Genomic DNA, 22,448 nt, shown 5'->3' on the forward strand with positions numbered 1-22,448 from the left:
TTGCGTGGATTGACCACGCGGCGGCCCGCACGCCTAGCCTGCCGCCCGATTCCCCGGCTGTGCGAGGCTCCTTTTAGGGTTAACAGGCCCTAGCCGCCACCACGTTTTTGGGATCCGCCATGCTGATACGCAAACCCGCCGATATCGTTCCCTCCGAGATCACCTCCGAAACCGTGTACCGGTCGCGCCGCCAGTGGATGGCGCGGGCGGGCGCGATGGCCGCCGCGGCGGGCCTGGGCGCGGCGGGGCTGTCCTCCCGCGAGGCCTGGGCCGCCGACGACGCACAAGGCGCGCCGCTGCCCGGCCGCGCCAATCCCGATTACGCGGTCATGGACAAGCAGACCTCGTTCAAGGACATCACCACCTACAACAATTACTACGAGTTCGGCCTGGACAAGTCCGATCCGGCCGACTACGCGCACAAGCTGGTCACCCGGCCCTGGACCGTCAGCGTCGAGGGCGCCGTGGCCCGCCCGCGCACCTTCGGTATCGACGACCTGCTCAAGCTCGCGCCCATGGAAGAGCGCATCTATCGCCTGCGCTGCGTCGAGGCCTGGTCCATGGTCATCCCGTGGGTGGGGTATTCGCTGTCCAGCCTGCTCAAGCAGGTCGAACCCACCGGCAATGCCAAGTTTGTCGAGTTCGTCACGGTCGTGCAGCGCGACAACATGCCGGGCGTGCGCTCCGGCGTGCTGGACTGGCCCTATGTCGAGGCCCTGCGGCTGGACGAGGCCATGCATCCGCTGACCATGCTGGTGTTCGGCCTGTATGGCCGCGTGCTGCCCAACCAGAACGGCGCGCCGCTGCGCCTGGCCGTGCCGTGGAAATACGGTTTCAAGTCGGCGAAGTCGCTGGTGGCCATCCGCCTGGTCGAGAAACGGCCGACCAGTTCGTGGATGAACTCGGCGCCGCAGGAGTACGGCTTCTACGCCAACGTGAACCCCGAGGTCTCGCATCCGCGCTGGAGCCAGGCCACCGAACGCCGTATCGGCGAAGGCGGGTTCTTCGCACCCAAGCGCAAGACCGAGATGTTCAATGGCTACGGCACCCAGGTCGCGTCCCTGTACACGGGACTGGATCTGCGCGCCAATTACTGACGCCGCCATGCGCGACTCCGCCAAGCCGGCCGCAGCCGCGGGCGCCCGTTGGGACGCCCGCGCGGTGGGCCGCGTCAAGCCGGTGCTGTTCGTCCTGGGGTTGCTGCCTTTCGCGCGCTGGTTCTGGCTGGGCCTGAACGACGGCCTGACCGCCAATCCGCTTGAATTCCTGACCCGTTCCTCCGGCACCTGGACGCTGGTGTGCCTGCTGGTCACTCTGGCCATCACGCCGTTGCGTCGGCTGTTGAACCAGCCCGCGCTGGTGCGGCTGCGGCGCATGTGCGGGCTGTTCGCGTTCTTCTACGGTTTCCTGCATTTCCTGGCGTGGGTGTGGTGGGACCGTGGGCTGGATCCGGCCTACATGCTGCAGGACGTGGTCGAGCGGCCCTTCATCACCGTGGGGTTCGCGGCCTTCGTGCTGATGACGGCGCTGGCCGCCACGTCCACCCAGTGGGCCATGCGCAAGCTCGGCCGCCGCTGGCAACTGTTGCACCGGGCCATCTACCTGATCGGCCTGCTGGCCATCCTGCACTATTGGTGGCACAAGGCCGGCAAGAACGATTTCGAGCAGCCGCTGATCTACGGCGCAGTGCTGGCCGTGCTGCTGGGATGGCGCGTGGTGGCGCGGTTGCGGCGGGACGGGGCGGGCTGATAGTCCCCGGATCGCAAAGCCGCTACAGCATCGCCAGCATGATCGCCGCCGTCTCGACGTCCGGCGTGCCGTCGTGCACGGCCGGCCGGTAGTGCATCTGGAAGGCGGCCAGCACGTTGCGCGTGGGCTGCTCCAGGCGGCCGTCCTGCGGGCAGTCGTAGCCCAGGCGCTTCAACTGCTGCTGGAACCACAGCACGTCGGGCAGGGGTTGCGTCTGCAGGCGCGCCAGGTGCGCGGCCTTGCCGCCCTCGTCGTACCAGCGCCCGATGCCCGCCTGCGCCAGATCGTGCCACGGGAACAGCGGACCCGGATCCACCTTGCGCTGCGGCGCCACGTCGCTGTGGCCCACCACGTTCTGGGGCTCGATGCCGTGGCGTTTCACGATGTCCTGCAGCAGCGCGATCAGCGACCGCACCTGGGCCGGGGCATAGGGTTGCCACTGGCGTCCGCCCGGGCCATCCGTCCAGCCGGCGTTGACGATCTCGATGCCGATCGAGGTGGCATTGATCGACGGCTGGCCATACCACCCGCTGGGGCCGGCGTGCCAGGCGTTGCGGTCTTCCGGCACCAGGCGGTAGATGTGCGGCCTGCTGTCGTCGGTGATGAGATAGTGCGAGCTGACGCCGCCCTGGGACAGCAGTTGCAGCGAGTGGTCGCGCGTGGTCGAGGTGTAGTGCAGCACCACGTGCCGCACGCGGCTGCCGTGGCTGACGGCCTGGATCGAGGTGTCGATGTCCAGGTCCGGCGGCGTGGGGGCTTGCGTGGCGCAGCCGGCCAGCAGCAGCAACGGCAGGCAGCACGGCAGCAGGGAATGACGGTGCGGCGTCGTCATCGATCAGCGCGCCAGGAACAGGAACAGCGTCGGCTTCTTGTCCAGGTCGGGGGCGGGATGGCGTTGCCATTCCGCGATGGTGCGCGTGCGCACCCATTCCTGATCGGTGGTCAGCGACCTTGCCACGCACAGGCGCGTGTCGGGACGCAACGCACCCAGCAACGCCTTGAACATCGCGGCGTTGCGGTAGGGCGTCTCGATCAGCATCTGCGTCTGGTTCTGCTTGGCGGAGTGCTGTTCCCAGCCTTTCAGCTGGCGGGTCCGCTCGGCCGGATCGACGGGCGCGTAGCCGTGGAACGCGAAGCGCTGACCATCCAGGCCGCTGGCCATCAGGCCCAGCAGCAGCGACGAAGGCCCCACCCACGGGCGCACGGCCAGGCCCTGGCGATGCGCTTCGGCCACTACCTTGGCGCCAGGATCGGCCACGGCGGGGCAGCCAGCCTCCGAGACCAGTCCGATATCCTTGCCCTCGCGCAGCGGGGCCAGCCATTGCTTGATCTGTTCGGTCTTGGTATCGGGCGACAGCGCGTGGATGGTGATTTCCTGCAAGGGCCGCGCGGTGCCCATCAGCTTGAGGAAGGCGCGCGCGGTCTTGGCGTTCTCGGCAATGTAGAGATCCAGCCGGCCAGCCAGCGCGCGCACTTCGGCGGGCAGCCAGCGCTCGGGCGGGGCATCGCCCAGGCCGACGGGAATCAGGTGCAGGGCAGGGGGCTGGTGTGCGCTTGTTGCGCCGTCTTGAGCTGGCGCCAGGGCGTTGTCTTGGGGCGCGGCGCTCATGCTTTGTCTCCTTCCAGCAACGGATCGATGCCGAACGCCAGCAGCATCCGGGTCAGGGCGATCAGGGGCAGGCCGATGATGGCGGTGGGGTCGTCGCTTTCAATGGCTTCCATCAATGCGATGCCCAGGCTTTCGGCCTTGGCGCTGCCCGCGGTATCGTACGGCTGCTCGGTGCGCAGGTAGGTGTCGATCGCCGCCGGCGACAGCGTGCGGAAACGGCAGCGGGTGATCACGTCTTCGCGCAGGACGCGGCTGCCATCGGTCAGCGCCAGCGCGCTGTGGAACTCGACGGCGCGGCCCGACAGGCTTTCCAGCTGCGCGCGGGCGCGCTCGAAATCGCCGGGCTTGCCGATCGGCGTGCCGTCCATGGTGGCCACCTGGTCCGAGCCGATCACCAGCGCGCCGGGGTGGCGCGCTGCCACGGCCTGGGCCTTTTCCACCGACAGGCGCAGCGCCAGGCCGGTCGGCGTCTCGCCTGGGCGGGGGGTCTCGTCGATGTCGGGCGAAATGGCCGTGAAGGGCAGGCGCAGGCGCGACAGCAGTTCGCGGCGGTACGGCGAACTGGACGCCAGGATCAGGCTCGGAATAGGCATGCGGTGATAATTGACGTTGATGCGTAAGTCACAGTATTATCTAACGTTTTGCGACGTTTTCGCTTTGTGTCCTTGCGCCGCTGGGCGCCGGCAGGGGCCGGCAGAGTGGGGCCGGTAGCGGGACGTTTGTGTGGCTGTGGGCTGCAGTGATCTGAACAGGACAGGGAGACCAGGAATGAAAGACGATTTCGATCCCCGTCGTGTCGATGTCTATGCCCTGGCCAGCCAAGGTAAAGCATTGCAGGGTAGCATTGCGCTGGTGCGCCTGTCGCGCCTGGTGGATGGGCTGCCCGAGCAGGCGACGGGTGAAGCCGGCCTGGCGCACTGGGAAGTACAGGGCGCGACCGGCCTGGGCACCGCCAGGACTGGCGTGGTCTCCGGCCAGCCGCTGCTGCATCTGCAGGTGCGGGCCGGCCTGGTGCTGGAGTGCCAGCGCTGTGGCGCGCCCTTCACGCACCCGGTGGATGCGCAATGCACGCTGCAGTTGGTCGAATCCGAGGATGACCTGGATGACGAGCTGGGCGCCCCGCAAGAAGACGATGAGAATTTTGCCGAGGACTATCCCGACAAGGTGGTGGGTTCGCGGCATTTCGACCTGTTGGCCCAGGTCGAGGACGAGCTGATTTTGAACGTCCCTTATGTGCCCAGGCATGATGTGTGCCCGGGACAGGCCGGAGCCGGCGACGCTTCGCAAGAGCCCGCCATCGAGCGCCCTTCACCGTTCGCGGTGCTCGAGCAGCTCAAGCGTAAATCGTAGCGTTAGATCAACATCGGGCCGCATCGCGTACAATGCGCCCCGTTTCTAGGAGTCATCATGGCTGTTCAACAAAACAAGAAGTCCCCGTCCAAGCGCGGCATGCACCGCTCGCACGATTTCCTGGTCAATCCCCCGACCGCCATCGAGCCGAACACGGGCGAAACGCACCTGCGTCACCACATCAGCCCCAACGGCTTCTACCGCGGCCGCAAGGTTCTGAAGACCAAGGCTGACGAATAAGCCCTGGACGCGTTCGCCCTCCGCCCGCTGCCGAGTGCTGACCTCTCACCCGTGATACGCATCGCCATAGACTGCATGGGCGGCGACGCCGGCTTGCCCGTCACCATCCCGGCAGCGGTCGAATTCGCTCAGCAGTTTCCGGATACCCGGTTGCTGCTGGTGGGCTTGCCCGATGCCATCGATGCTGCGCTGGCGCAGCATCGCAACGCCCCACGCGAACGCCTGGAAATCGTGCCTGCCTCCGAGGTCGTCGAAATGGACGATCCGGTCGAGATCGCCTTGCGCCGCAAGCGCGACTCGTCCATGCGCCTGGCCGCCCAGGCGGTCAAGGACGGGCGGGCCGATGCCTGCATCTCCGCGGGCAACACCGGCGCCTGGATGGCGATCTCGCGCTACGTGCTCAAGACGCTGGACGGCATCGATCGTCCGGCGATCGCCACGTCGATCCCCAACCAGACGGGCCGTGCCACCACGATGCTCGACCTGGGGGCCAACGTCGACTGTACCGCCGAGCACCTGCTGCAGTTCGCCATCATGGGGACCGCGCTGGCGCAGACGCTGGACCACCGCGAGAATCCCTCGGTGGGCCTGCTCAACATCGGCGAAGAGGTCATCAAGGGCAACGAGGTCGTCAAAGAGGCGGCTGAATTGCTGCGCGCCAGTCCGTTGAACTTCTACGGCAACGTCGAAGGCAACGACATCTTCAAGGGCAGCGTCGACGTCGTGGTCTGTGACGGCTTCGTCGGCAACGTGGTCCTGAAATCGGTCGAAGGCCTCGCGAAGATGCTGTCCAGCGTCATCCGCGAAGAATTCAAGCGCAATTTCATCACGCTGCTGGCCGGCGTCTTCGCCACGCCGGTGCTCAACCGGCTGCGCCAGCGTGTCGATAACCGGCGCTACAACGGCGCCGCGCTGCTCGGCCTGCGCGGCGTCGTCATCAAGAGCCATGGCTCCGCGGACGTGTATGCATACGGCTTTGCCCTGCAGCGCGCACGCGAGGCCGTGGCAAGTAAACTGCTGGAACGCACGGCACGCGCCGTGGCTCAGATAACCATGCGCGTTCAATCGGGCGAGGGTGCGCCCGGCGCGGCAGGGGGCACCGCCTGATGAGTATTCCCATGACGTATTCCGCCATTGCCGGCTCGGGCGGCTATCTGCCCGAGCGCGTGGTGTCCAACGACGAGTTGGCGGCCGAACTGGCCACGCGCGACATCGCCACCTCCGATCAGTGGATCGTCGAGCGCACCGGCATCCGCCAGCGCCACCTGGCCGAGCGCGGCGTCACCACCAGCGTGCTGGCCACCGAGGCCGCGCGCCTGGCCCTGCGGGACGCCGGCGTCGAGGCCTCCGAGGTCGACCTGATCATCGTCGCCACCTCGACGCCCGATTTCGTCTTTCCCAGCACCGCCTGCCTGGTGCAGGCCAACCTGGGCGCCGCCGGTTCCGCCGCATTCGACGTCCAGGCGGTGTGCAGCGGCTTCGTCTATGCCCTGACCACGGCCGACAGCTTCATCCGCGCCGGCCGCGCGCGCTGCGCGCTGGTCATCGGCGCCGAAGTCTTCTCGCGCATCCTCGACTGGAACGACCGCAGCACCTGCGTGCTGTTCGGCGACGGCGCCGGCGCCGTGGTGCTGAAGGCCTCGTCCGAGCCCGGCATCCTGTCCGCGCAACTGCATGCCGATGGCAGCCTGACCAAGATCCTGTGCGCCGCGGGCAACGTGGCCTATGGCGACGTCACCGGCGATCCCTTCCTGCGCATGGACGGCCAGGCCGTCTTCAAGCAGGCCGTCACGGTGCTCGACCGCTCGGCGCGCGCCGTGTGCGCCGAGGCCGGCGTCGACGTGCAGGATATCGATTGGCTGGTGCCGCATCAGGCCAACGTGCGCATCCTCAACTTCCTGGCGCGCAAGCTCGACATGCCCGCCGACAAGGTGGTCGTCACGGTCGACCGTCATGCCAACACTTCCGCCGCCAGCGTGCCGCTGGCCCTGGATGCCGCGCGCCGCGACGGTCGCGTCAAGCCCGGCGAACTCGTGCTGATGCAGGGCGTGGGCGGCGGTTTCACCTGGGGATCGGTGCTGGCGCGCATGTAGCGCGCCCGCCGTGCCGTGCGGCCCGAATGGACCGCGCGGCCCCGCCAGTACCAGAACGCAATCGTTATCGATCCATATGAAAATCGCGTTTGTTTTTCCCGGACAGGGTTCCCAATCGGTCGGCATGCTCGATGCCTGGGCCGGTAATGCCGCGGTGGCCGACGTGGTCGCCCGCGCGGGCGCCGCGCTCGGCCAGGATCTGGCCGCGCTGATCGCGCAGGGTCCGGCCGAACAGCTCAACCTCACCACTAATACCCAGCCCGCCATGCTGACCGCTGGCGTGGCGTGCTTCGAGGCCTGGCGCGCCGCTGGCGGCCGCATGCCCGACATCGTGGCGGGCCACAGCCTGGGTGAGTACGCCGCGCTGACCGCCGCTGGCGCGCTGGCGCTGGAAGACGCCGTGCGCCTGGTGCGCATCCGCGCCGACGCCATGCAGACCGCCGTGCCCGTGGGCACCGGCGCCATGGCCGCCATCCTGGGCCTGGACGACGACGCCGTGCGCGCCGCCTGCGCCCAGTCGGCGCAAGGCGAGGTCGTCGAGGCCGTCAATTTCAACGCGCCCGCGCAGGTCGTCATCGCCGGGCACAAGGCCGCGGTCGAGCGTGCCTGCGAGGCAGCAAAGGCTGCCGGCGCCAAGCGCGCGCTGCTGCTGCAGGTCTCCGCGCCGTTCCACTCCAGCCTGCTCAAGCCGGCCGCCGAGGTGCTGGCCGGCGCCTTGGCCCAAGCCGCGCTGCAGGCGCCTGCCGTGCCCGTGCTGAACAACGTCGACGTGGCGCAGCCCGCCGAGCCCGCCGCCATCCGCGATGCGCTGGTGCGCCAGGCATGGAATCCTGTACGCTGGGTCGAAACGCTGCGCGCGATGAAGCAGCAGGGCGTCACGCACGTCATCGAATGCGGTCCCGGCAAGGTGCTGGCAGGCCTGACCAAGCGTATCGATTCCGACCTGGTCGGCATGTCGATCACCGATCCCGCCTCCCTCGAAGCCGCGCTGGCGGCCGTCAATGGAAACTGAAATGTCTACCGTTGCTAACGAACTGCAAGGCAAGATCGCGCTGGTCACCGGCGCTACCCGCGGCATCGGCCGCGCCATCGCCCAGGAACTGGCGGCGCGCGGCGCCACGGTGGTCGGCACGGCAACGTCCGAGTCCGGCGCGCAGGCCATCACCGAAGCCCTGGCTGCCCAGGGCGGCCGCGGCGTGGTGCTCGACGTGACCGACGCGCAGGCCTGCGAGGCCCTGATCGACGCCTTGGGCAAGGAAGGCGGCGGTCCGCACATCCTGGTCAACAACGCGGGCATCACGCGCGATACGCTGGCCATGCGCATGAAGGACGACGACTGGTCGGCCGTCATCGACACCAACCTGGCCGCCGTGTTCCGCCTGTCGCGCGCGGTGCTGCGCGGCATGATGAAGGCGCGTTCCGGCCGTATCATCAACGTCACCTCGGTCGTGGGCGCCAGCGGCAACGCGGGCCAGGCCAATTACGCGGCCGCCAAGGCCGGTGTGGCGGGCATGGCGCGCGCCCTGGCGCGCGAGCTGGGCAGCCGCAACATCACCGTGAACTGCGTGGCTCCCGGCTTCATCGACACCGACATGACGCGCAGCCTGGGCGAGAACCAGACGGCCGCGCTGCTGCAGCAAATTCCCCTGGGCCGCCTCGGCGCGCCCGAAGACATCGCGCATGCGGTGGCCTTCCTGGCCGGTCCGCAGGCGGGTTACATTACCGGTACGACCCTGCACGTTAACGGCGGGATGTACATGCAATAACGCACGAACGCGCGTGTAGCCATCCGGTTCGCGCGCGTTTCATTGAGGCGCCGCGCGCGGGGCCGTGTCAACATCACGGTCTGCTTTTGAAAGTGCGCGGTTTTTGTCACGGCCAACGCTTGCATTGCTCAACGCTTGGCTATAATTCGCGGGATTTTTCCCATTTGGAGATCTGCATGGAAAGCATCGAACAGCGCGTCAAGAAGATCGTCGCTGAACAACTTGGCGTGAACGAAGCCGAGATCAAGAACGAGTCCTCCTTCCTTGACGACCTCGGTGCCGATTCGCTCGACATGGTCGAACTGGTCATGGCGCTCGAAGACGAATTCGAGACCGAGATCCCCGACGAAGAGGCCGAGAAGATCACGACCGTGCAACAGGCGATTGACTACATCAACTCGCACGGCAAGCAGTAAGCCCGGTAAGCCCTCGGGGCTTGCTCGCATTTGGCTTGCATCTATTTTTCCCGCGCGCAGGGCGCAGTCCCCGCGCTGCAGGGAATCGGGGCGGTTTCAGGAGTCGCCGCGCGGCGCGAACACGCAAGGGTTTTCCGGCCTTTGCGCAACGTTTTCCTCGTGTGCGGCGCATCCCGAAAACCGCCTTTGTTTTGTCTGTAATAGGAGTCATCCGTGAAGCGACGAGTCGTCATCACCGGCCTCGGTATCATCAGCCCCGTGGGCAATGACCTCACCACGGCCTGGGACAATATCGTCAACGGACGTTCGGGCATCACCCGCATCACGCGCTTCGATCCCTCCGCGCTGACCACGCACATCGCGGGTGAGGTCAAGGGCTTCGACGTCACGCAGTACATGGCCGCCAAAGAGGCGCGCCAGATGGATACCTTCATCCATTACGGCGTGGCGGCCGGCATGCAGGCATGGCGCGACAGCGGCCTCGAGGTCACCGAAGAAAACGCCGAACGCATCGGCGTCATCGTCGGCTCCGGCATCGGTGGCCTGCCGCGCATCGAAGAAACGCAGACCGAGCTGCTGGCCAAGGGCCCGCGCCGCATCTCGCCGTTCTTCGTTCCCGCGTCGCTGATCAACCTCATCTCCGGCCAGCTCAGCATCGCCTATGGCATGAAGGGGCCGAGCTACGCCGTCGTGTCGGCCTGCACCACCGGCCTGCACAGCATCGGCGACGCCGCCCGCCTGATCGAGTACGGCGACGCCGACGTCATGCTGGCGGGCGGCGCCGAGTCCACGGTCTCGCCGCTGGGCATCGGCGGCTTTGCCGCCATGCGCGCGCTGTCCACGCGCAACGACGATCCCGCCACCGCATCGCGTCCCTGGGACGTCGATCGCGACGGTTTCGTGCTGGGCGAGGGCGCCGGCGTCCTGGTGCTCGAAGAGTACGAACACGCCAAGCGCCGCGGCGCACGCATCTATGGCGAGTTCGTCGGCTACGGCATGAGCTCCGACGCGCATCACATCACGGCGCCGGATCGTGACGGTCCCCGCCGTGGCGTGGTCAACGCGCTGCGCAGCGGCGGCCTGAACCCGGAAGACGTGCAGTACGTGAACGCGCACGGCACGTCGACGCCGCTGGGCGACAAGAACGAGTCCGAGGCCCTGAAACTGGCGTTCGGCGATCACGCCCGCAAGCTGGTGGTCAACTCGACCAAGTCGATGACCGGCCACCTGTTGGGCGCGGCTGGCGGTATCGAGGCCGTGTTCACCACGCTGGCGCTGTACAACCAGGTCTCGCCTCCGACGATCAACATCTTCAATCAGGATCCCGAGTGCGATCTGGATTACTGCGCCAACGAGGCGCGGCAGATGAAGATCGACGTGGCCCTGTCCAACTCGTTCGGCTTCGGCGGCACCAACGGCTCCATGGCCGTGCGTCGTATCTGAGTTGATCGATAGCGCCCAGTCCCCGTCCTGGCAGTTGCGGCTGCCGGTCGCGCCTGCCTCCCTGCCGGGAACGCTGCGCGCTGCCGGCACGCTGGCGGCGTCCGGCTGCGCCGCCTGGTCGGTGCATCTGCTGGGCGTGCCGGGCTGGCTGGCCGCCGCCCTTCCCGCTGCGGCGGCGATGGCGGCCTGGGCGCTGGCACGCCGCCGGCCCGGCGTGCGGGTAGGGGGGCTGCGCGCCTCGTCCGACCCCGCCGCCTGGAGCCTGCTGCTGGAATCCGGCTGGCGCGGCGCGCGCCTGGTCGAATGCCGCCGGGGCGCGTTCTGGCTGTCGTTGTCGCTGTGTCCGGACGATGCGCGCGCCTTGCCGCGCCGTTTCGCCGTCACTGTGTGGCAGCCGACGCTGTTGCCGTCCGTCTGGCGGCGTCTTTGCATCGTTGCCGGCCGTGCCATGGCCGAGCGTGCGCCGATGGGGTCCGCATGAGCGAACGCGACGTCGACGCCGAACTTGTTGCACGCGTACAACGCGGCGACAAGAAAGCCTTCGATCTGCTGGTATTGAAGTATCAGCGCAAGATCTTGCGTCTTCTTGCCCGCATGATCCGCGATCCTGCCGAGATCGAGGACGTGGCACAAGAGGCCTTCATCAAGGCTTATCGTGCGCTGCCGCAATTTCGCGGCGAAAGTGCCTTCTACACTTGGCTCTACCGTATTGCCATCAACACGGCCCGCAACTGGTTGGCCTCATCCGGCCGGCGTCCCAGCGCACCCAATGCGATTGAAACCGAAGATGGTGAAACTTTTAACGAAACCGATAACCTAACCGACATCAGCACGCCGGAATCCGTCCTGGCCAGCCGCGAAATCGCCGAAACGGTGAACGCCGCCATCGAGGAACTGCCCGAGGAATTGCGGACAGCCATCGTCCTGCGTGAAATCGAAGGTATGAGTTACGAAGACATCGCCCAAAGCATGGACTGCCCGATCGGTACGGTGCGCTCCCGCATTTTTCGTGCGCGTGAAGCCATCTCCAATCGGTTGCGCCCCTTGCTGGACACCGATGCCGAGCGTCGTTGGTAAGGAGTGGCAGTCATGCAGACCGCAGCCCAGTTAGTCGAATCCCCCGAATCCCTCCAGGACGATGCCCTGGATGCCGCCATTTCCGCCTGGCTGGACGGCGAGGGATCCGACGATTTCCCGTCCCATCTCGCCACCCCTCGGGGCCGGCAGACCTGGGACACGTATCACCTGATCGGCGACGCGCTGCGCAGCACGGAACTCTCCGCGCAGCCCAGCGCCGATTTCCATGCCCGCCTGTCGCGCGCGCTCGAGGCCGAGATGCCCATCGTGGCCGCGCCGCGCCGCCGCGTGCCGATCCGCCTGGGCCTGTCCGGCCTGGCGGTCGCCGCCGCCGTCGCCACCGTGGCCTGGGTGTCCCAGCCGTACCTCGGCGGCGTGTCCAAGCCCGGCGACAGCGCTGTGCTGGCCGATGCCGGCACCAGCAACACCAGCACCAACATCGAAGACGCGGGCCTGCGCGACTACCTCGAGGCCCATCGCCAGATGGCGGGCCCCAGCGCCGTGCGCCAGGTGTCGTTCGATCCCGGGATGGGCCGTTGATGACGGTTTGGCAGTCAGTGTCCCGAACGGCACGCACTCGCGCTTCCTGGTCTCCCGCGTGGACGTCGCGCCACGCCGCCGGGTTTGCCCTGGCCGTGTTCACGGGCCTGATGGCCCTGCATGTCGAGGCGCGCGCCGAGGAGGACGCCTCGCGCGATTCCGTACAGCTCCTGTCCGACATCCAGCAGGCCGCCCGCAAGCAGGATTACGCCGGGGTGTTCATCTACCAGCAGGGCGAGACGATGCAGTCCTCGCGCGTGGTGCACCTGATCGACGGCACCGGCGAGCGCGAGCGCCTCGAGATCCTCGATGGCCAGCCGCGCGAATACCTGCGCCACAACGAAGGCGTGCAGTGCCTGCTGCCCGAAAGCAAGACCGTGCTGGTCGAACCGCGCCGCGGCGACCGCTTCCCGGGCCTGCTGCTGGGCAATCCGGCCGATCTGGCCAGGCACTACGACATCCGCGCCAGCGACAAGCTGCACCGCGTGGCCGACCGCCAGTGCCGCATCATCACCATTTCCCCGCGCGATGCCCTGCGCTACGGCTACCGCCTGTGCGCCGATGTCAGCACGAATCTGCTGTTGAAGGCGCAGACACTCGATTCGTCGCGCAAGATCGTCGAACAGGTGGCCTTCACGTCGCTGCGCCTGGGCAGCGACGTGGACCCGTCCTTGTTGAATTCACGCTGGAACACCCGCGACTGGAAGGTCATCGAGGCCTCGATGAAGCCGGTGGACCTGTCCACGCAGGGGTGGCGCATTCCGCAGCCCGACGGCTTCGCCATCGTCATGCAGGTGGCGCGCGCCATGGGGCAGGCCAACGTCAGCCAACTGGTGCTGTCGGACGGCCTGGCCGCCATCTCGGTGTTCATCGAGCCCTACGACAGCCAGCGGCACAGCCACCCTCCCGCGGGCCTGGCACGGCGGGGCGCCATCAATATCTACGGTACGCGCGTGGCCGATTTCTGGCTGACCGCGCTGGGTGAGGTGCCGGTGGCCACGCTGCAGCAGTTGGCCGGCTCCATCGAATACGTCCCCCAGGCTGCCGCCGCGCCGCAGCAAACCCAGTAAAGTACTGCTTCGCACGAAGTTTCCCCGGAGTCGTCCATGGCTTTTCACCCCGTGTCGAACGTGATGTTGCGGCGCTGTCTTTCCTTTATGGCCGCGAGCGCGATGCTGGCCGGCGCCGTGAGCACCCAGGCGCAGCCGGTGCAGACGCAGAACTCGTCCGCGCCGCCCGCCATCGTGTTGCCCGATTTCACCGGCATCGTCGAGCGCGCCGACCCCGCGGTGGTCAACATCCGTACCACGGCCACCGTGCCGGTGCGCGGCATGGGCCCTGGCGGCGGCAACGATCCCTACGAACTGTTCCGCTGGTTCTTCGGCCCCGATTTCCAGCCGCCCGGCCCTGGCGGCCAGCGCAGGCAGCCGCCGCAGCAACCCCAGCAGCCGTCGCAGCCGCAAGAGCGCACCGTGCCGCGCGGCGTGGGTTCCGGCTTTTTCATTTCCGATGACGGCTACGTGCTGACCAATACGCACGTCATCAGCGAAGCCACCGACATCTACGTCACCCTGACCGACGGGCGCGAGTTCAAGGCCAAAGTCATCGGTTCGGACGAGCGCACCGACGTGGCGCTGATAAAGATCGAGGGCAAGGACTTCACGCCGATGCCCATCGGCAATCCCAAGCAGTTGAAGAAGGGCCAGTGGGTGCTGGCGATCGGTTCGCCGTTCGGTCTGGATTCCACCGTGACCTCGGGCATCGTCAGCGCCATCGGCCGCGATACCGGCGAGTACCTGCCGTTCATCCAGACCGACGTGGCCGTGAATCCCGGCAACTCGGGCGGCCCGCTGATCAACCTGCAGGGCGAAGTGATCGGCATCAACTCGCAGATCATCTCGCGCAGCGGCGGCTTCATGGGCATTTCGCTGGCCATTCCCATCGACGAAGCCATGCGCGTGGTCGAGCAACTGCGCGCCACCGGCAAGGTCACGCGCGGCCGCATCGGCGTGCAGATCGGCGAGGTGGTGAAGGACGTGGCGGACGCCATCGGCCTGCCCAAGGCCGAAGGCGCGCTGGTCAGCAGCGTCGAGACCGGTGGCCCGGCGGAAGATTCCGGCGTGCAGCCGGGCGACGTCATCTTGTCGTTCAACGGCGAGGCCATCAAGCGCTGGTCCGACCTGCCGCGCATCGTGGGCGAAACCAAGCCCGGCACCAGCGCGCCCATGGAAGTATGGCGCAAGGGCAAGACGATCAAGCTCAGCGTCAAGGTCGGCGAAATCCCGAACGAGAAGACGGCGGCCGCCGCCAAGGGGGGCGAGGACGCGCCGGCCAAGACGCCGTCGGCCGACAACGTGCTGGGCCTGGGCGTGGCGGACGTGCCTGCCGACATGCAACGCAAGCTGCGCATCAAGGGCGGCGTCCAGGTCAAGGCCGTGAAGGGGCCGGCCTCGGCGGCCGGCCTGCAGGAAAACGACGTGATCCTGGCGGTCAACGACAGCGACGTCACCGGCGCCGAGCAATTCGCCAAGCTGGTGTCCAAGCTGGACAAGGGCCGCGCAGTGGGCCTGCTGGTGCGCCGTGGCGACCAGACCCAGTGGGTGGCCGTGCAGTTGAACAACAAATAAGCCCGCGTGCCCGGCGCGGTCACCGCTGCGTGGCGGGCATCGCGACCGGGGGGCGCCCGCTACGCACGTCCGGCACGGCAATCGAAGACCGGCTAAAATGTCTGGTTGCCGCAAGAGGGGGCGCATGGCGCCCCCTCGTTTTTGCCCGCTGGCCGGCAGGCGCATGCCGATATCCACCCGATATCCGCGGACATCCTGCCCCGGCCATCCGGCGAACCGCCGGCACGCTCCCGATTCGGCCATGCCGGGCGGCCCGCGACGGCCATGCCCAGGCGGAACCCGAAGCGGCCGAACCCCGAAGTCCCTGGGGCCCGTAAGCCCCCGGACGGATCCGGGTCGAAAGCCGGCGCAAGCCCTGCCCCTGACAATTTCTCGCCATGCAGCATATTCGCAATTTCTCCATCATCGCTCACATCGACCACGGCAAGTCCACGCTGGCGGATCGCCTGATCCACCGGTGCGGCGGCCTGGCCGACCGCGAGATGTCCGCCCAGGTGCTGGACTCGATGGACATCGAGCGCGAGCGTGGCATCACCATCAAGGCCCAGACCGCCGCGTTGCACTACACGGCCAAGGACGGCAAGGTCTACAACCTCAACCTGATCGACACCCCGGGACACGTCGACTTCTCGTATGAGGTCAGCCGTTCGCTGTCCGCCTGCGAAGGGGCGCTGCTGGTGGTCGATGCCTCGCAGGGCGTCGAGGCGCAGACGGTGGCCAACTGCTACACGGCCATCGAGCTGGGTGTGGAAGTGCTGCCGGTGCTGAACAAGATGGACCTGCCGCAGGCCGATCCCGAGGGCGCCCGCAAAGAGGTCGAGGATGTCATCGGCATCGACGCCTCGCGCGCCGTGCTGGCCAGCGCCAAGACCGGCATGGGCATCGACGAGATCCTCGAACTGATCGTCGCGCAGGTGCCGCCGCCCAAGGGCGATCCCACGCAGCCGCTGCAGGCGCTGATCATCGACTCGTGGTTCGACAACTACGTCGGCGTGGTCATGCTGGTGCGCATCGTCAACGGGTCGCTCAAGCCCAAGGACAAGCTGTTGTTCATGGCCTCCGGCGCCACCCACCTGTGCGAGCAGACCGGCGTGTTCACGCCCAAGTCGCAGTCGCGCCCGAACCTGTCGGCGGGCGAGGTGGGCTTCATCATCGCCGGCATCAAGGAGCTGGCCGACGCCAAGGTGGGCGACACCATCACCCTGGCCAACCATCCCGCCAGCGAGCCCGTGCCGGGCTTCAAGGAAGTGAAGCCGCAGGTGTTCGCGGGCCTGTACCCGGTGGAAAGCTCCGAGTACGACCAACTGCGCGACTCGCTGGAAAAGCTCAAGCTGAACGACGCGGCGCTGATGTTCGAGCCCGAAGTCTCGCAGGCGCTGGGCTTCGGTTTCCGCTGCGGCTTCCTGGGCCTCTTGCACATGGAGATCGTGCAGGAGCGCCTGGAGCGCGAATTCGACATGGATCTCATCACCACCGCGCCGTCGGTGGTGTACGAGGTCGAGCAGCGCGACGGCACGATCATCACGGTCGAAAGCCCCTCGCGCATGCCCGAGGTCGGCAAGATCGCCGACATCCGCGAACCCATCGTCACGGTCACGCTGTTCATGCCGCAGGAGTACGTGGGCGCGGTCATGACGCTGTGCAACGCCAAGCGCGGCGCGCAGATCGACATGAACTATTCCGGCCGCCAGGTGATCCTGAAGTACGAGATCCCGCTGGCCGAGATCGTGCTCGACTTCTTCGACAAGCTGAAGTCGGTGTCGCGCGGCTACGCCTCGATGGACTACGAGTTCCTCGAATACCGCTCGTCGGAAGTGGTCAAGGTGGACCTGCTGATCAACAGCGACCGGGTCGATGCCCTGGCCATGATCGTGCACCGCTCCAACGCCCGCTACCGCGCACGCGAAGTCGTGTCCAAGATGCGCGAACTGATTCCGCGCCAGATGTACGACGTGGCGATCCAGGCGGCCATCGGCGCCGAGGTCATCGCGCGCGAGAACGTCAAGGCGCTGCGCAAGAACGTGCTGGCCAAGTGCTACGGCGGCGACATCTCGCGCAAGAAGAAGCTGCTGGAAAAGCAGAAGGCCGGCAAGAAACGCATGAAGCAGGTGGGCAGCGTCGAAATCCCCCAAGAGGCTTTCCTGGCCATCCTGCAAGTGGAAGACAAGTAACTCGAATAGGCGACATTCGTCATGAGCTGGAACTTTGCCCTGATTCTCTTTGTTCTGCTGGTGGTTACCGGCGTGATCTGGGTGCTGGACCTGGCGGTGCTGCGCCAGCCCCGGCGCGCGCGCGCGCAGCAGGCCATGCAAGCGTACGACGCGAATCCTTCCGACGATCCGCAGCAGGCCGAGCGCGAACGCCGCGAGGCCGGCGAGCGTGCCGGCAAGGCGCCGTGGTGGGTCGAGTACGCGGTCAGCTTCTTCCCGGTGATCCTGTTCGTGTTCATGCTGCGTTCGTTCGTGGTCGAGCCGTTCCGCATTCCCTCGGGCTCGATGCTGCCCACGCTGGAGTCCGGCGACCTGATCCTGGTGAACAAGTTCAACTACGGCATCCGCCTGCCCATCGTCGACAAGAAGGTCGTCGACATCGGCAAGCCCGCGCGGGGCGACGTGATCGTGTTCCGCTACCCCGTGGACACCGACGTCGACTACATCAAGCGGGTGATCGGCCTGCCGGGTGACGAAATCGCCTACCTGGACAAGAAACTGTACGTGAACGGCCAATTGGTGACGCATACCCGCGACGGCGACTACTACGAGCCCGACCGTGTCTCCTACGTGGGTCGGTATGACGAGAAATTGGGCGACGTTACGCACAAGATCCTGCTTGAAGAAGACCGTTCGCAGGATTTTGGCCCCATCTGGAAGTTCCCTTTCATCGATCAGTGCCAGTACCTGCGCAATGGCGTGCGCTGCAAGGTGCCCGATGGCCATTACTTCGCCATGGGCGACAACCGTGACAATAGTGCGGACAGCCGCTATTGGGGCTTCGTGCCAGACGGTAATATCGTGGGTAGGGCGTTCTTCGTCTGGATGAATTTCGGCGACCTGAGCCGTATCGGTCGCTTCCACTGATCTCTCATGCTCATGTCCCTGGCCACCCTGGAATCCCGCCTGGACCACCGCTTCGGTGACCAGGCTCTGCTCGAACAAGCGCTGACGCATCGCAGTCACGGCGCGCGTCATAACGAGCGGCTGGAATTCCTGGGCGACGCGGTGCTGAACTTCGTCGTCGCCGCCATGCTGTTCGAGCGCTATGCCAAGCTGGACGAAGGCGACCTGTCGCGACTGCGCGCCAACCTGGTCAAGCAGGCGTCGCTGGCCGACATCGCGCAGCGCCTCGAACTGTCGCAGTACCTGCGGCTGGGCGAGGGCGAGCTCAAAAGCGGTGGGTTCCGCCGGCCGTCCATCCTGGCCGACGCGGTCGAGGCCATCTTCGGCGCGGTGTTCCTGGATGCCGGCTTCGATGCCGCGCGCAAGGTCATCGTCCGTCAATACCAACCCGTCATCGCCAACGTCGATCCCTCGACGCTGGGCAAGGACGCCAAGACGCTGCTGCAGGAGTTCCTGCAGGGCCGCAAGCTGCCGCTGCCGGTGTACACCGTGGTGGCCACGCACGGGGCGGCGCACAGCCAGCAGTTCGAAGTCGAGTGCGCCATTCCGGCGTTCGACATCAAGGTCGTGGCGCCCGGCGCCAGCCGCCGCGCGGCCGAGCAGTCCGCGGCCAAGCTGGCGCTCGAGGCGGCACAGGCCGTCAGCCCGCCCGCGCGCGCCGCGCGCAAGTCGGGCAAGCCGCGCAAGACCGCGCAATTGTCACTGCCGGTGGCAGTGGCGCAAGAGGTGAAATGAGCAATACCGAAGGGCAAGAGCCTGCTTCCACTGGCGACCACGCGTCGCAAACGCCCGCTTCCTCGATCGCCTCGGTGGAGCGCGCCGGCTTTGTCGCCGTCGTCGGACGTCCCAACGTGGGCAAGTCCACGCTGACCAACGCGCTGATCGGCAGCAAGATTTCCATCGTTTCGCGCAAGGCGCAGACGACGCGCCATCGCATCCACGGCGTGCTCACGCGCGAGCGCGAGCAGTTCGTGTTCGTGGATACCCCCGGCTTCCAGACCCGCCACGGCGGCGCGATGAACCGCATGATGAACCGCGTGGTCACGCAGGCGCTGGCCGACGTGGACGTGGTGGTGCACGTGGTCGAGGCGGGCAAGTGGAGCGACGGCGACGCGCGCCTCTTGCCGCTGTTGCCCGATCCCGCCCGCACCATCCTGGTCGTCAGCAAGATCGACGCCCTGAAGAACCGCGACGACCTGTTCCCCTTCGTGGCCAGGATCATGGCCCAGCATCCCTACGGCGCCGTGGTGCCCGTCAGCGCGGTGAAGGACCAGCAGCTGGATCAGTTGCTGGACGAGATCGCCACGCGCCTGCCCGCAGGCGAGGCGATGTTCGAGGAAGACACGCTGACCGACCGGCCCATGCGCTTCATCGCCGCCGAACTGGTGCGCGAGAAGATCTTCCGTCTGGTCGGCGATGAACTGCCCTATGGCTGCACCGTGGTCATCGAGCAATGGGAAGAGGCCGATACGCTGGCGCGCATCGCCGCCTGCGTGGTGGTCGAGCGCGAGAGCCATCGCCCCATCCTGCTGGGGGCCGGCGGCCAGCACATGAAGCGCATCGCCACCGAGGCGCGCCAGGACATTTCCAAGCTGCTGGACAAGACCGTGCACCTCGAGATCTATATCAAGGTGCGCAAGGGCTGGTCCGACCGCGAAAGCGCGCTACGCGACCTGGGCTATGAGTAAACGCGCGCTGCGCGTTCAGGATAGCTTTGCCTACATGCTCCACGCCACCGCGTGGCGCGAAACCTCGTTGGTCATCCAGGCCTTCTCGCGCAGCCACGGCTGCCTGGCCCTGGTGGCCAAGGGCGCCAAGCGCCCGTATTCCACCCTGCGTCCCGTGCTGTCGGCGTTCCAGCCGCTGGCCCTCTCCTGGAGCGGCGGCGGCGAGGTCAAGACCCTTACCCGCGCCGAAGTCTCCGGTGTGCGCCCGCTGACCGGTGGCGCGCTGATGTCCGCCTGGTACATGAACGAACTGCTGCTGCGCCTGTTGCCGCGCGAGGACGCGCATCCCGTGCTGTTCGATGCCTACGATACGGCGCTGGCGCAACTGGCCAGCGGTTCGCGTGCGTCGGCGGCGCTGCGCCGTTTCGAATGGGTGCTGCTGCGCGAGACGGGCTACGGCCTGGACGAGTCCGAGCCCGACTTCAGCGATTCCGCCACCGAGCCCGAATTGCGCCGCGCCCTGCGCGAGCGGCTCGAGGCCAATCTGACGGGCAGGCCGCTGGCGACGCGGCGGGTGCTGATGGATCTGCAGCGCTTCTGATCGCTTCCGCGACACCCAGGCGCCATGCAAAAGGCCCGCCAGTGATGGCGGGCCTTGTCGTTGCGGGCTGGCGCGCCGCATGCCGCGGCACGCCGCCCGCCAGACGGGCTTACTCGCGTTCGCCGCCGAAGATGCCCAGCAGGGCCAGCAGGTTGGCGAAGACGTTGTACACGTCCAGGTAGATGGCCAGGGTGGCCGAGACGTAGTTGGTCTCGCCGCCGTTGACCACGCGCTGCAGGTCGACCAGCATGAAAGCCGAGAAGATGACGACGGCCAGCGTGGACACCATCAGCATGATGCCGGTCATCTGCAGGAAGATGTTGGCGACGGCGGCGACCAGGATCACCATGGCGCCCGCGAACAGCCATTTCGACAGGCCGGACAGGTCGCGCTTGATGGTGGTGGCCAGCGTGGCCATCGTGCCGAACACCACGGCGGTGCCGCCGAAGGCCGTCATGACCAACTGCGAGCCGTTCGAGAAGTTCATCACGAAGCCCAGGATGCGGGACAGCATGATGCCCATGAAGAACGTGAAGGCCAGCAGCAGGACCACGCCCAGCGAGCTGTCCTTGTTCTTCTCGATGAGAAACATCATGCCGAACGCGCCGACCAGGAACAGGATGGACGAGACCATGGGGCTGGTGCCCATGACCTGGTTCAGGCCGCTGTACAGGCCGACGGCCGCACCCAGCACCGTGGGAATCAGGGACAGAGCGAGCAGCCAGTACGTGTTACGCAGTACACGATTCCGGACGACCTCGCCCGACGCGCCGTAGCCGGAGCGTTCGTAGGGAGTGGGACGGTATTCGTTCATGGCATTTCCTCTATCGATACCGGGTAAGGCACCCGACTAACATTTGAGGCGAAGAATACCTGACAGTTCCCTTAATTTCCAGAAATCCTGGCAATAATCCCGATGCGCTTCCTGGAGGCGGATACTGCCACGCAGCGAGCGCCACGCAGGTGCCTGCCTTTGAGAAAGCGCCGGGAGTGTCAGCCCGGGCGCACCCGGCCCAGGGTGCGCGCCACGATGGCGGGAAGCTCGGCTTCCAGGCGGGTACGCAGCAAGGCGGATGCTTCCTGGACGGCGGCGTGCACCGCCTGTTCGATCTCGGCCTGCAGGGCGGCGCGCAGCACGGCCTCGGGGATGCTGGCCGACGGAGCGCCCTGGGCCGCCACGGGCGGGGTCGCCGGCGCGGGAGACAGGTCAGGCTCCAGGCCCGGATGCACGGGCGGCACATAGCGGGGCGGCGCTTGCGGCACGGGGGCGGGGGGGCGGTAGCCGGGCATTTGCGGACGTGCGGGATACGGGGGACCCGAATCCAGCGGATACGGCGTGACCGGATGCTCGGCCAGCGGCCCCGCGGCTCGCAGCGGCGCCTGGGGCGGCAGGTTGCCGGCCCGGTCTTCCCAGGGCGTATGGGGCTCGGGCCGCTCTTGCGCCTGTTGGCTCAGGACGGGCACGTCTTCGTCGGTGTCATGCCCGGGGCCGATGTAGACGTCGCCCAGCACGGGCATGCCGTCGTCCGGGGGCGGGGCGGCGTCGGGGGAGAGCGTGGGTTCTGCACGCTGCGTCAGCGTGGGGATGCTGGCGTCGCGATGGGGTGAGAAGGGGCTAGGCATGGCATGTCTCGATAGGCGCCTGTCCGGTCCGGCTCGTGGCAGCCGGCTGGGGGCGCTCAGGCGCCCGCTGCCCGGGTCAGGTCGTGGCTTTGCAGGGGGTGCCCCGCGGCCTGGTAGGTACGCCAGCGCTGCCGCGCGGCCTGGCGGTCGGCAGGATCGTCGGAGACGAATTCCAGCAGCCTGACGAACCCATCATAGTTCGGGGGGCAGGCATCGTCCAAATTCAGCAGCCAGATGTCCGGCGCGCCCGCCCCGGCGCTCTGCTGCAGCACGGCGCCGGGATCGGCCGCCGTGAGCACGACGGGGGTGTCGGGCGCCAGCGGATCGTTGGCCAGCACGTGCGGCACGAAAGAGATGTCGTCGAAGGCCCACAGCATGCGGTCGAAGGCCGACAGGCGCCGGCCATCGCTGCAGTAGACCACCACGCGCTGTCCCGCCAGATAGCGCTTGCGCGCGGTCTGGCAGGCGGCGCGCAGGCGGTCTCCGGCGCCGAAGGCGAAGTCGATACGCGTCATGCGTCGGCGTGCCGCG

General features: G+C 67.1%; 26 protein-coding genes. 20 read left to right on the top strand and 6 right to left on the bottom strand.

What is annotated here, in order from left to right:
* The first annotated feature begins 119 nt into the window (after positions 1 to 119).
* Together msrP and msrQ are read left to right on the top strand one after the other, a co-directional pair.
* A complete protein-coding gene (gene msrP, locus A7W11_RS06250; protein WP_066410164.1) occupies positions 120 to 1,097 on the top strand; it encodes a protein-methionine-sulfoxide reductase catalytic subunit MsrP in 978 nt (325 codons plus the stop codon).
* Between the two features lie 7 nt (positions 1,098 to 1,104).
* A complete protein-coding gene (msrQ, locus tag A7W11_RS06255) occupies positions 1,105 to 1,749 on the top strand; it encodes a protein-methionine-sulfoxide reductase heme-binding subunit MsrQ (protein ID WP_066410165.1) in 645 nt (214 codons plus the stop codon).
* Between the two features lie 22 nt (positions 1,750 to 1,771).
* Here msrQ and A7W11_RS06260 read toward each other — a convergent pair whose 3' ends face one another.
* Genes A7W11_RS06260 through A7W11_RS06270 form a run of 3 tightly spaced genes read right to left on the bottom strand, consistent with a single transcriptional unit; the run spans position 1,772 to position 3,951 of the window.
* Entirely contained in the window at positions 1,772 to 2,581 is an 810-nt protein-coding gene (locus A7W11_RS06260) for an N-acetylmuramoyl-L-alanine amidase (protein WP_066410166.1), read from the bottom strand.
* A 3-nt stretch (positions 2,582 to 2,584) separates the two neighbouring features.
* Positions 2,585 to 3,358: an SAM-dependent methyltransferase gene (locus A7W11_RS06265; RefSeq protein WP_082887125.1), complete on the bottom strand. Its 774-nt coding sequence runs from the start codon at positions 3,356 to 3,358 to the stop codon at positions 2,585 to 2,587.
* Positions 3,355 to 3,951, bottom strand: coding sequence for a Maf family nucleotide pyrophosphatase (locus A7W11_RS06270; RefSeq protein ID WP_066410167.1), 597 nt, complete (start codon positions 3,949 to 3,951; stop codon positions 3,355 to 3,357). The genes A7W11_RS06265 and A7W11_RS06270 overlap by 4 nt, the downstream gene beginning before the upstream one ends.
* Positions 3,952 to 4,126: 175 nt before the next feature.
* Here A7W11_RS06270 and A7W11_RS06275 point away from each other — a divergent pair, with 175 nt between their 5' ends.
* The 18 genes from A7W11_RS06275 to recO all read left to right on the top strand — a co-directional run bounded on the left by A7W11_RS06275 (position 4,127) and on the right by recO (position 20,294).
* Entirely contained in the window at positions 4,127 to 4,708 is a 582-nt protein-coding gene (locus A7W11_RS06275) for a YceD family protein (RefSeq protein ID WP_066410168.1), read from the top strand.
* Positions 4,709 to 4,765: 57 nt separating this feature from the next.
* A complete protein-coding gene (rpmF, locus tag A7W11_RS06280) occupies positions 4,766 to 4,948 on the top strand; it encodes a 50S ribosomal protein L32 (RefSeq protein WP_025517921.1) in 183 nt (60 codons plus the stop codon).
* 51 nt (positions 4,949 to 4,999) lie between these two features.
* The gene (gene plsX / locus A7W11_RS06285; protein ID WP_066410169.1) at positions 5,000 to 6,055 is read left to right on the top strand and encodes a phosphate acyltransferase PlsX; all 1,056 of its coding nucleotides are present in this window, start codon (positions 5,000 to 5,002) and stop codon (positions 6,053 to 6,055) included.
* The gene (locus tag A7W11_RS06290) at positions 6,055 to 7,041 is read left to right on the top strand and encodes a beta-ketoacyl-ACP synthase III (RefSeq protein WP_066410170.1); all 987 of its coding nucleotides are present in this window, start codon (positions 6,055 to 6,057) and stop codon (positions 7,039 to 7,041) included. The genes plsX and A7W11_RS06290 overlap by 1 nt, the downstream gene beginning before the upstream one ends.
* Before the next feature lie 76 nt (positions 7,042 to 7,117).
* The gene (fabD, locus tag A7W11_RS06295; protein ID WP_066410171.1) at positions 7,118 to 8,053 is read left to right on the top strand and encodes an ACP S-malonyltransferase; all 936 of its coding nucleotides are present in this window, start codon (positions 7,118 to 7,120) and stop codon (positions 8,051 to 8,053) included.
* Between the two features lies 1 nt (position 8,054).
* A complete protein-coding gene (fabG, locus tag A7W11_RS06300; protein ID WP_066410172.1) occupies positions 8,055 to 8,807 on the top strand; it encodes a 3-oxoacyl-ACP reductase FabG in 753 nt (250 codons plus the stop codon).
* A gap of 176 nt (positions 8,808 to 8,983) precedes the next feature.
* Positions 8,984 to 9,223, top strand: coding sequence for an acyl carrier protein (gene acpP / locus A7W11_RS06305; protein WP_003813816.1), 240 nt, complete (start codon positions 8,984 to 8,986; stop codon positions 9,221 to 9,223).
* A 213-nt stretch (positions 9,224 to 9,436) separates the two neighbouring features.
* Positions 9,437 to 10,666: a beta-ketoacyl-ACP synthase II gene (gene fabF, locus A7W11_RS06310; protein WP_066132515.1), complete on the top strand. Its 1,230-nt coding sequence runs from the start codon at positions 9,437 to 9,439 to the stop codon at positions 10,664 to 10,666.
* Position 10,667: 1 nt separating this feature from the next.
* Positions 10,668 to 11,147, top strand: a complete 480-nt coding sequence (locus A7W11_RS06315) for a hypothetical protein (RefSeq protein WP_066410173.1) — start codon at positions 10,668 to 10,670, stop codon at positions 11,145 to 11,147.
* The gene (gene rpoE / locus A7W11_RS06320) at positions 11,144 to 11,743 is read left to right on the top strand and encodes an RNA polymerase sigma factor RpoE (protein WP_066410174.1); all 600 of its coding nucleotides are present in this window, start codon (positions 11,144 to 11,146) and stop codon (positions 11,741 to 11,743) included. Before A7W11_RS06315 ends, rpoE begins: the two co-directional genes overlap by 4 nt.
* A 12-nt stretch (positions 11,744 to 11,755) precedes the next feature.
* Positions 11,756 to 12,283 carry a sigma-E factor negative regulatory protein gene (locus A7W11_RS06325; RefSeq protein ID WP_066410175.1) on the top strand — a complete coding sequence of 176 codons (528 nt, stop codon included), beginning with the start codon at positions 11,756 to 11,758 and terminating at the stop codon, positions 12,281 to 12,283.
* The gene (locus A7W11_RS06330) at positions 12,280 to 13,353 is read left to right on the top strand and encodes a MucB/RseB C-terminal domain-containing protein (protein WP_412778703.1); all 1,074 of its coding nucleotides are present in this window, start codon (positions 12,280 to 12,282) and stop codon (positions 13,351 to 13,353) included. Before A7W11_RS06325 ends, A7W11_RS06330 begins: the two co-directional genes overlap by 4 nt.
* A 36-nt stretch (positions 13,354 to 13,389) precedes the next feature.
* The gene (locus A7W11_RS06335; RefSeq protein WP_066410177.1) at positions 13,390 to 14,910 is read left to right on the top strand and encodes a DegQ family serine endoprotease; all 1,521 of its coding nucleotides are present in this window, start codon (positions 13,390 to 13,392) and stop codon (positions 14,908 to 14,910) included.
* 377 nt (positions 14,911 to 15,287) lie between these two features.
* Entirely contained in the window at positions 15,288 to 17,081 is a 1,794-nt protein-coding gene (gene lepA, locus A7W11_RS06340; RefSeq protein ID WP_066410178.1) for a translation elongation factor 4, read from the top strand.
* A gap of 21 nt (positions 17,082 to 17,102) precedes the next feature.
* Positions 17,103 to 17,987, top strand: coding sequence for a signal peptidase I (gene lepB, locus A7W11_RS06345; RefSeq protein ID WP_066410179.1), 885 nt, complete (start codon positions 17,103 to 17,105; stop codon positions 17,985 to 17,987).
* A gap of 12 nt (positions 17,988 to 17,999) precedes the next feature.
* Positions 18,000 to 18,761, top strand: a complete 762-nt coding sequence (gene rnc / locus A7W11_RS06350; RefSeq protein WP_066410399.1) for a ribonuclease III — start codon at positions 18,000 to 18,002, stop codon at positions 18,759 to 18,761.
* Positions 18,758 to 19,714 (top strand): GTPase Era, encoded by a 957-nt coding sequence (era, locus tag A7W11_RS06355; RefSeq protein ID WP_412778704.1) that lies wholly within the window; start codon positions 18,758 to 18,760, stop codon positions 19,712 to 19,714. The genes rnc and era overlap by 4 nt, the downstream gene beginning before the upstream one ends.
* Complete coding sequence (gene recO, locus A7W11_RS06360) at positions 19,707 to 20,294, top strand: DNA repair protein RecO (RefSeq protein WP_066410180.1); 588 nt, start codon at positions 19,707 to 19,709, stop codon at positions 20,292 to 20,294. The genes era and recO overlap by 8 nt, the downstream gene beginning before the upstream one ends.
* Before the next feature lie 109 nt (positions 20,295 to 20,403).
* Here recO and A7W11_RS06365 read toward each other — a convergent pair whose 3' ends face one another.
* The 3 genes from A7W11_RS06365 to A7W11_RS06375 all read right to left on the bottom strand — a co-directional run bounded on the left by A7W11_RS06365 (position 20,404) and on the right by A7W11_RS06375 (position 22,432).
* Positions 20,404 to 21,108: a Bax inhibitor-1/YccA family protein gene (locus A7W11_RS06365; protein WP_066410181.1), complete on the bottom strand. Its 705-nt coding sequence runs from the start codon at positions 21,106 to 21,108 to the stop codon at positions 20,404 to 20,406.
* 179 nt (positions 21,109 to 21,287) lie between these two features.
* Positions 21,288 to 21,917, bottom strand: coding sequence for a hypothetical protein (locus tag A7W11_RS27895; RefSeq protein ID WP_156523012.1), 630 nt, complete (start codon positions 21,915 to 21,917; stop codon positions 21,288 to 21,290).
* 56 nt (positions 21,918 to 21,973) lie between these two features.
* Positions 21,974 to 22,432: a DNA polymerase III subunit chi gene (locus tag A7W11_RS06375; RefSeq protein WP_066410182.1), complete on the bottom strand. Its 459-nt coding sequence runs from the start codon at positions 22,430 to 22,432 to the stop codon at positions 21,974 to 21,976.
* Positions 22,433 to 22,448 lie beyond the last annotated feature (16 nt).

The sequence above is a fragment of the Bordetella ansorpii genome, assembly GCF_900078315.1.
Taxonomy (GTDB): domain Bacteria; phylum Pseudomonadota; class Gammaproteobacteria; order Burkholderiales; family Burkholderiaceae_B; genus Bordetella; species Bordetella ansorpii.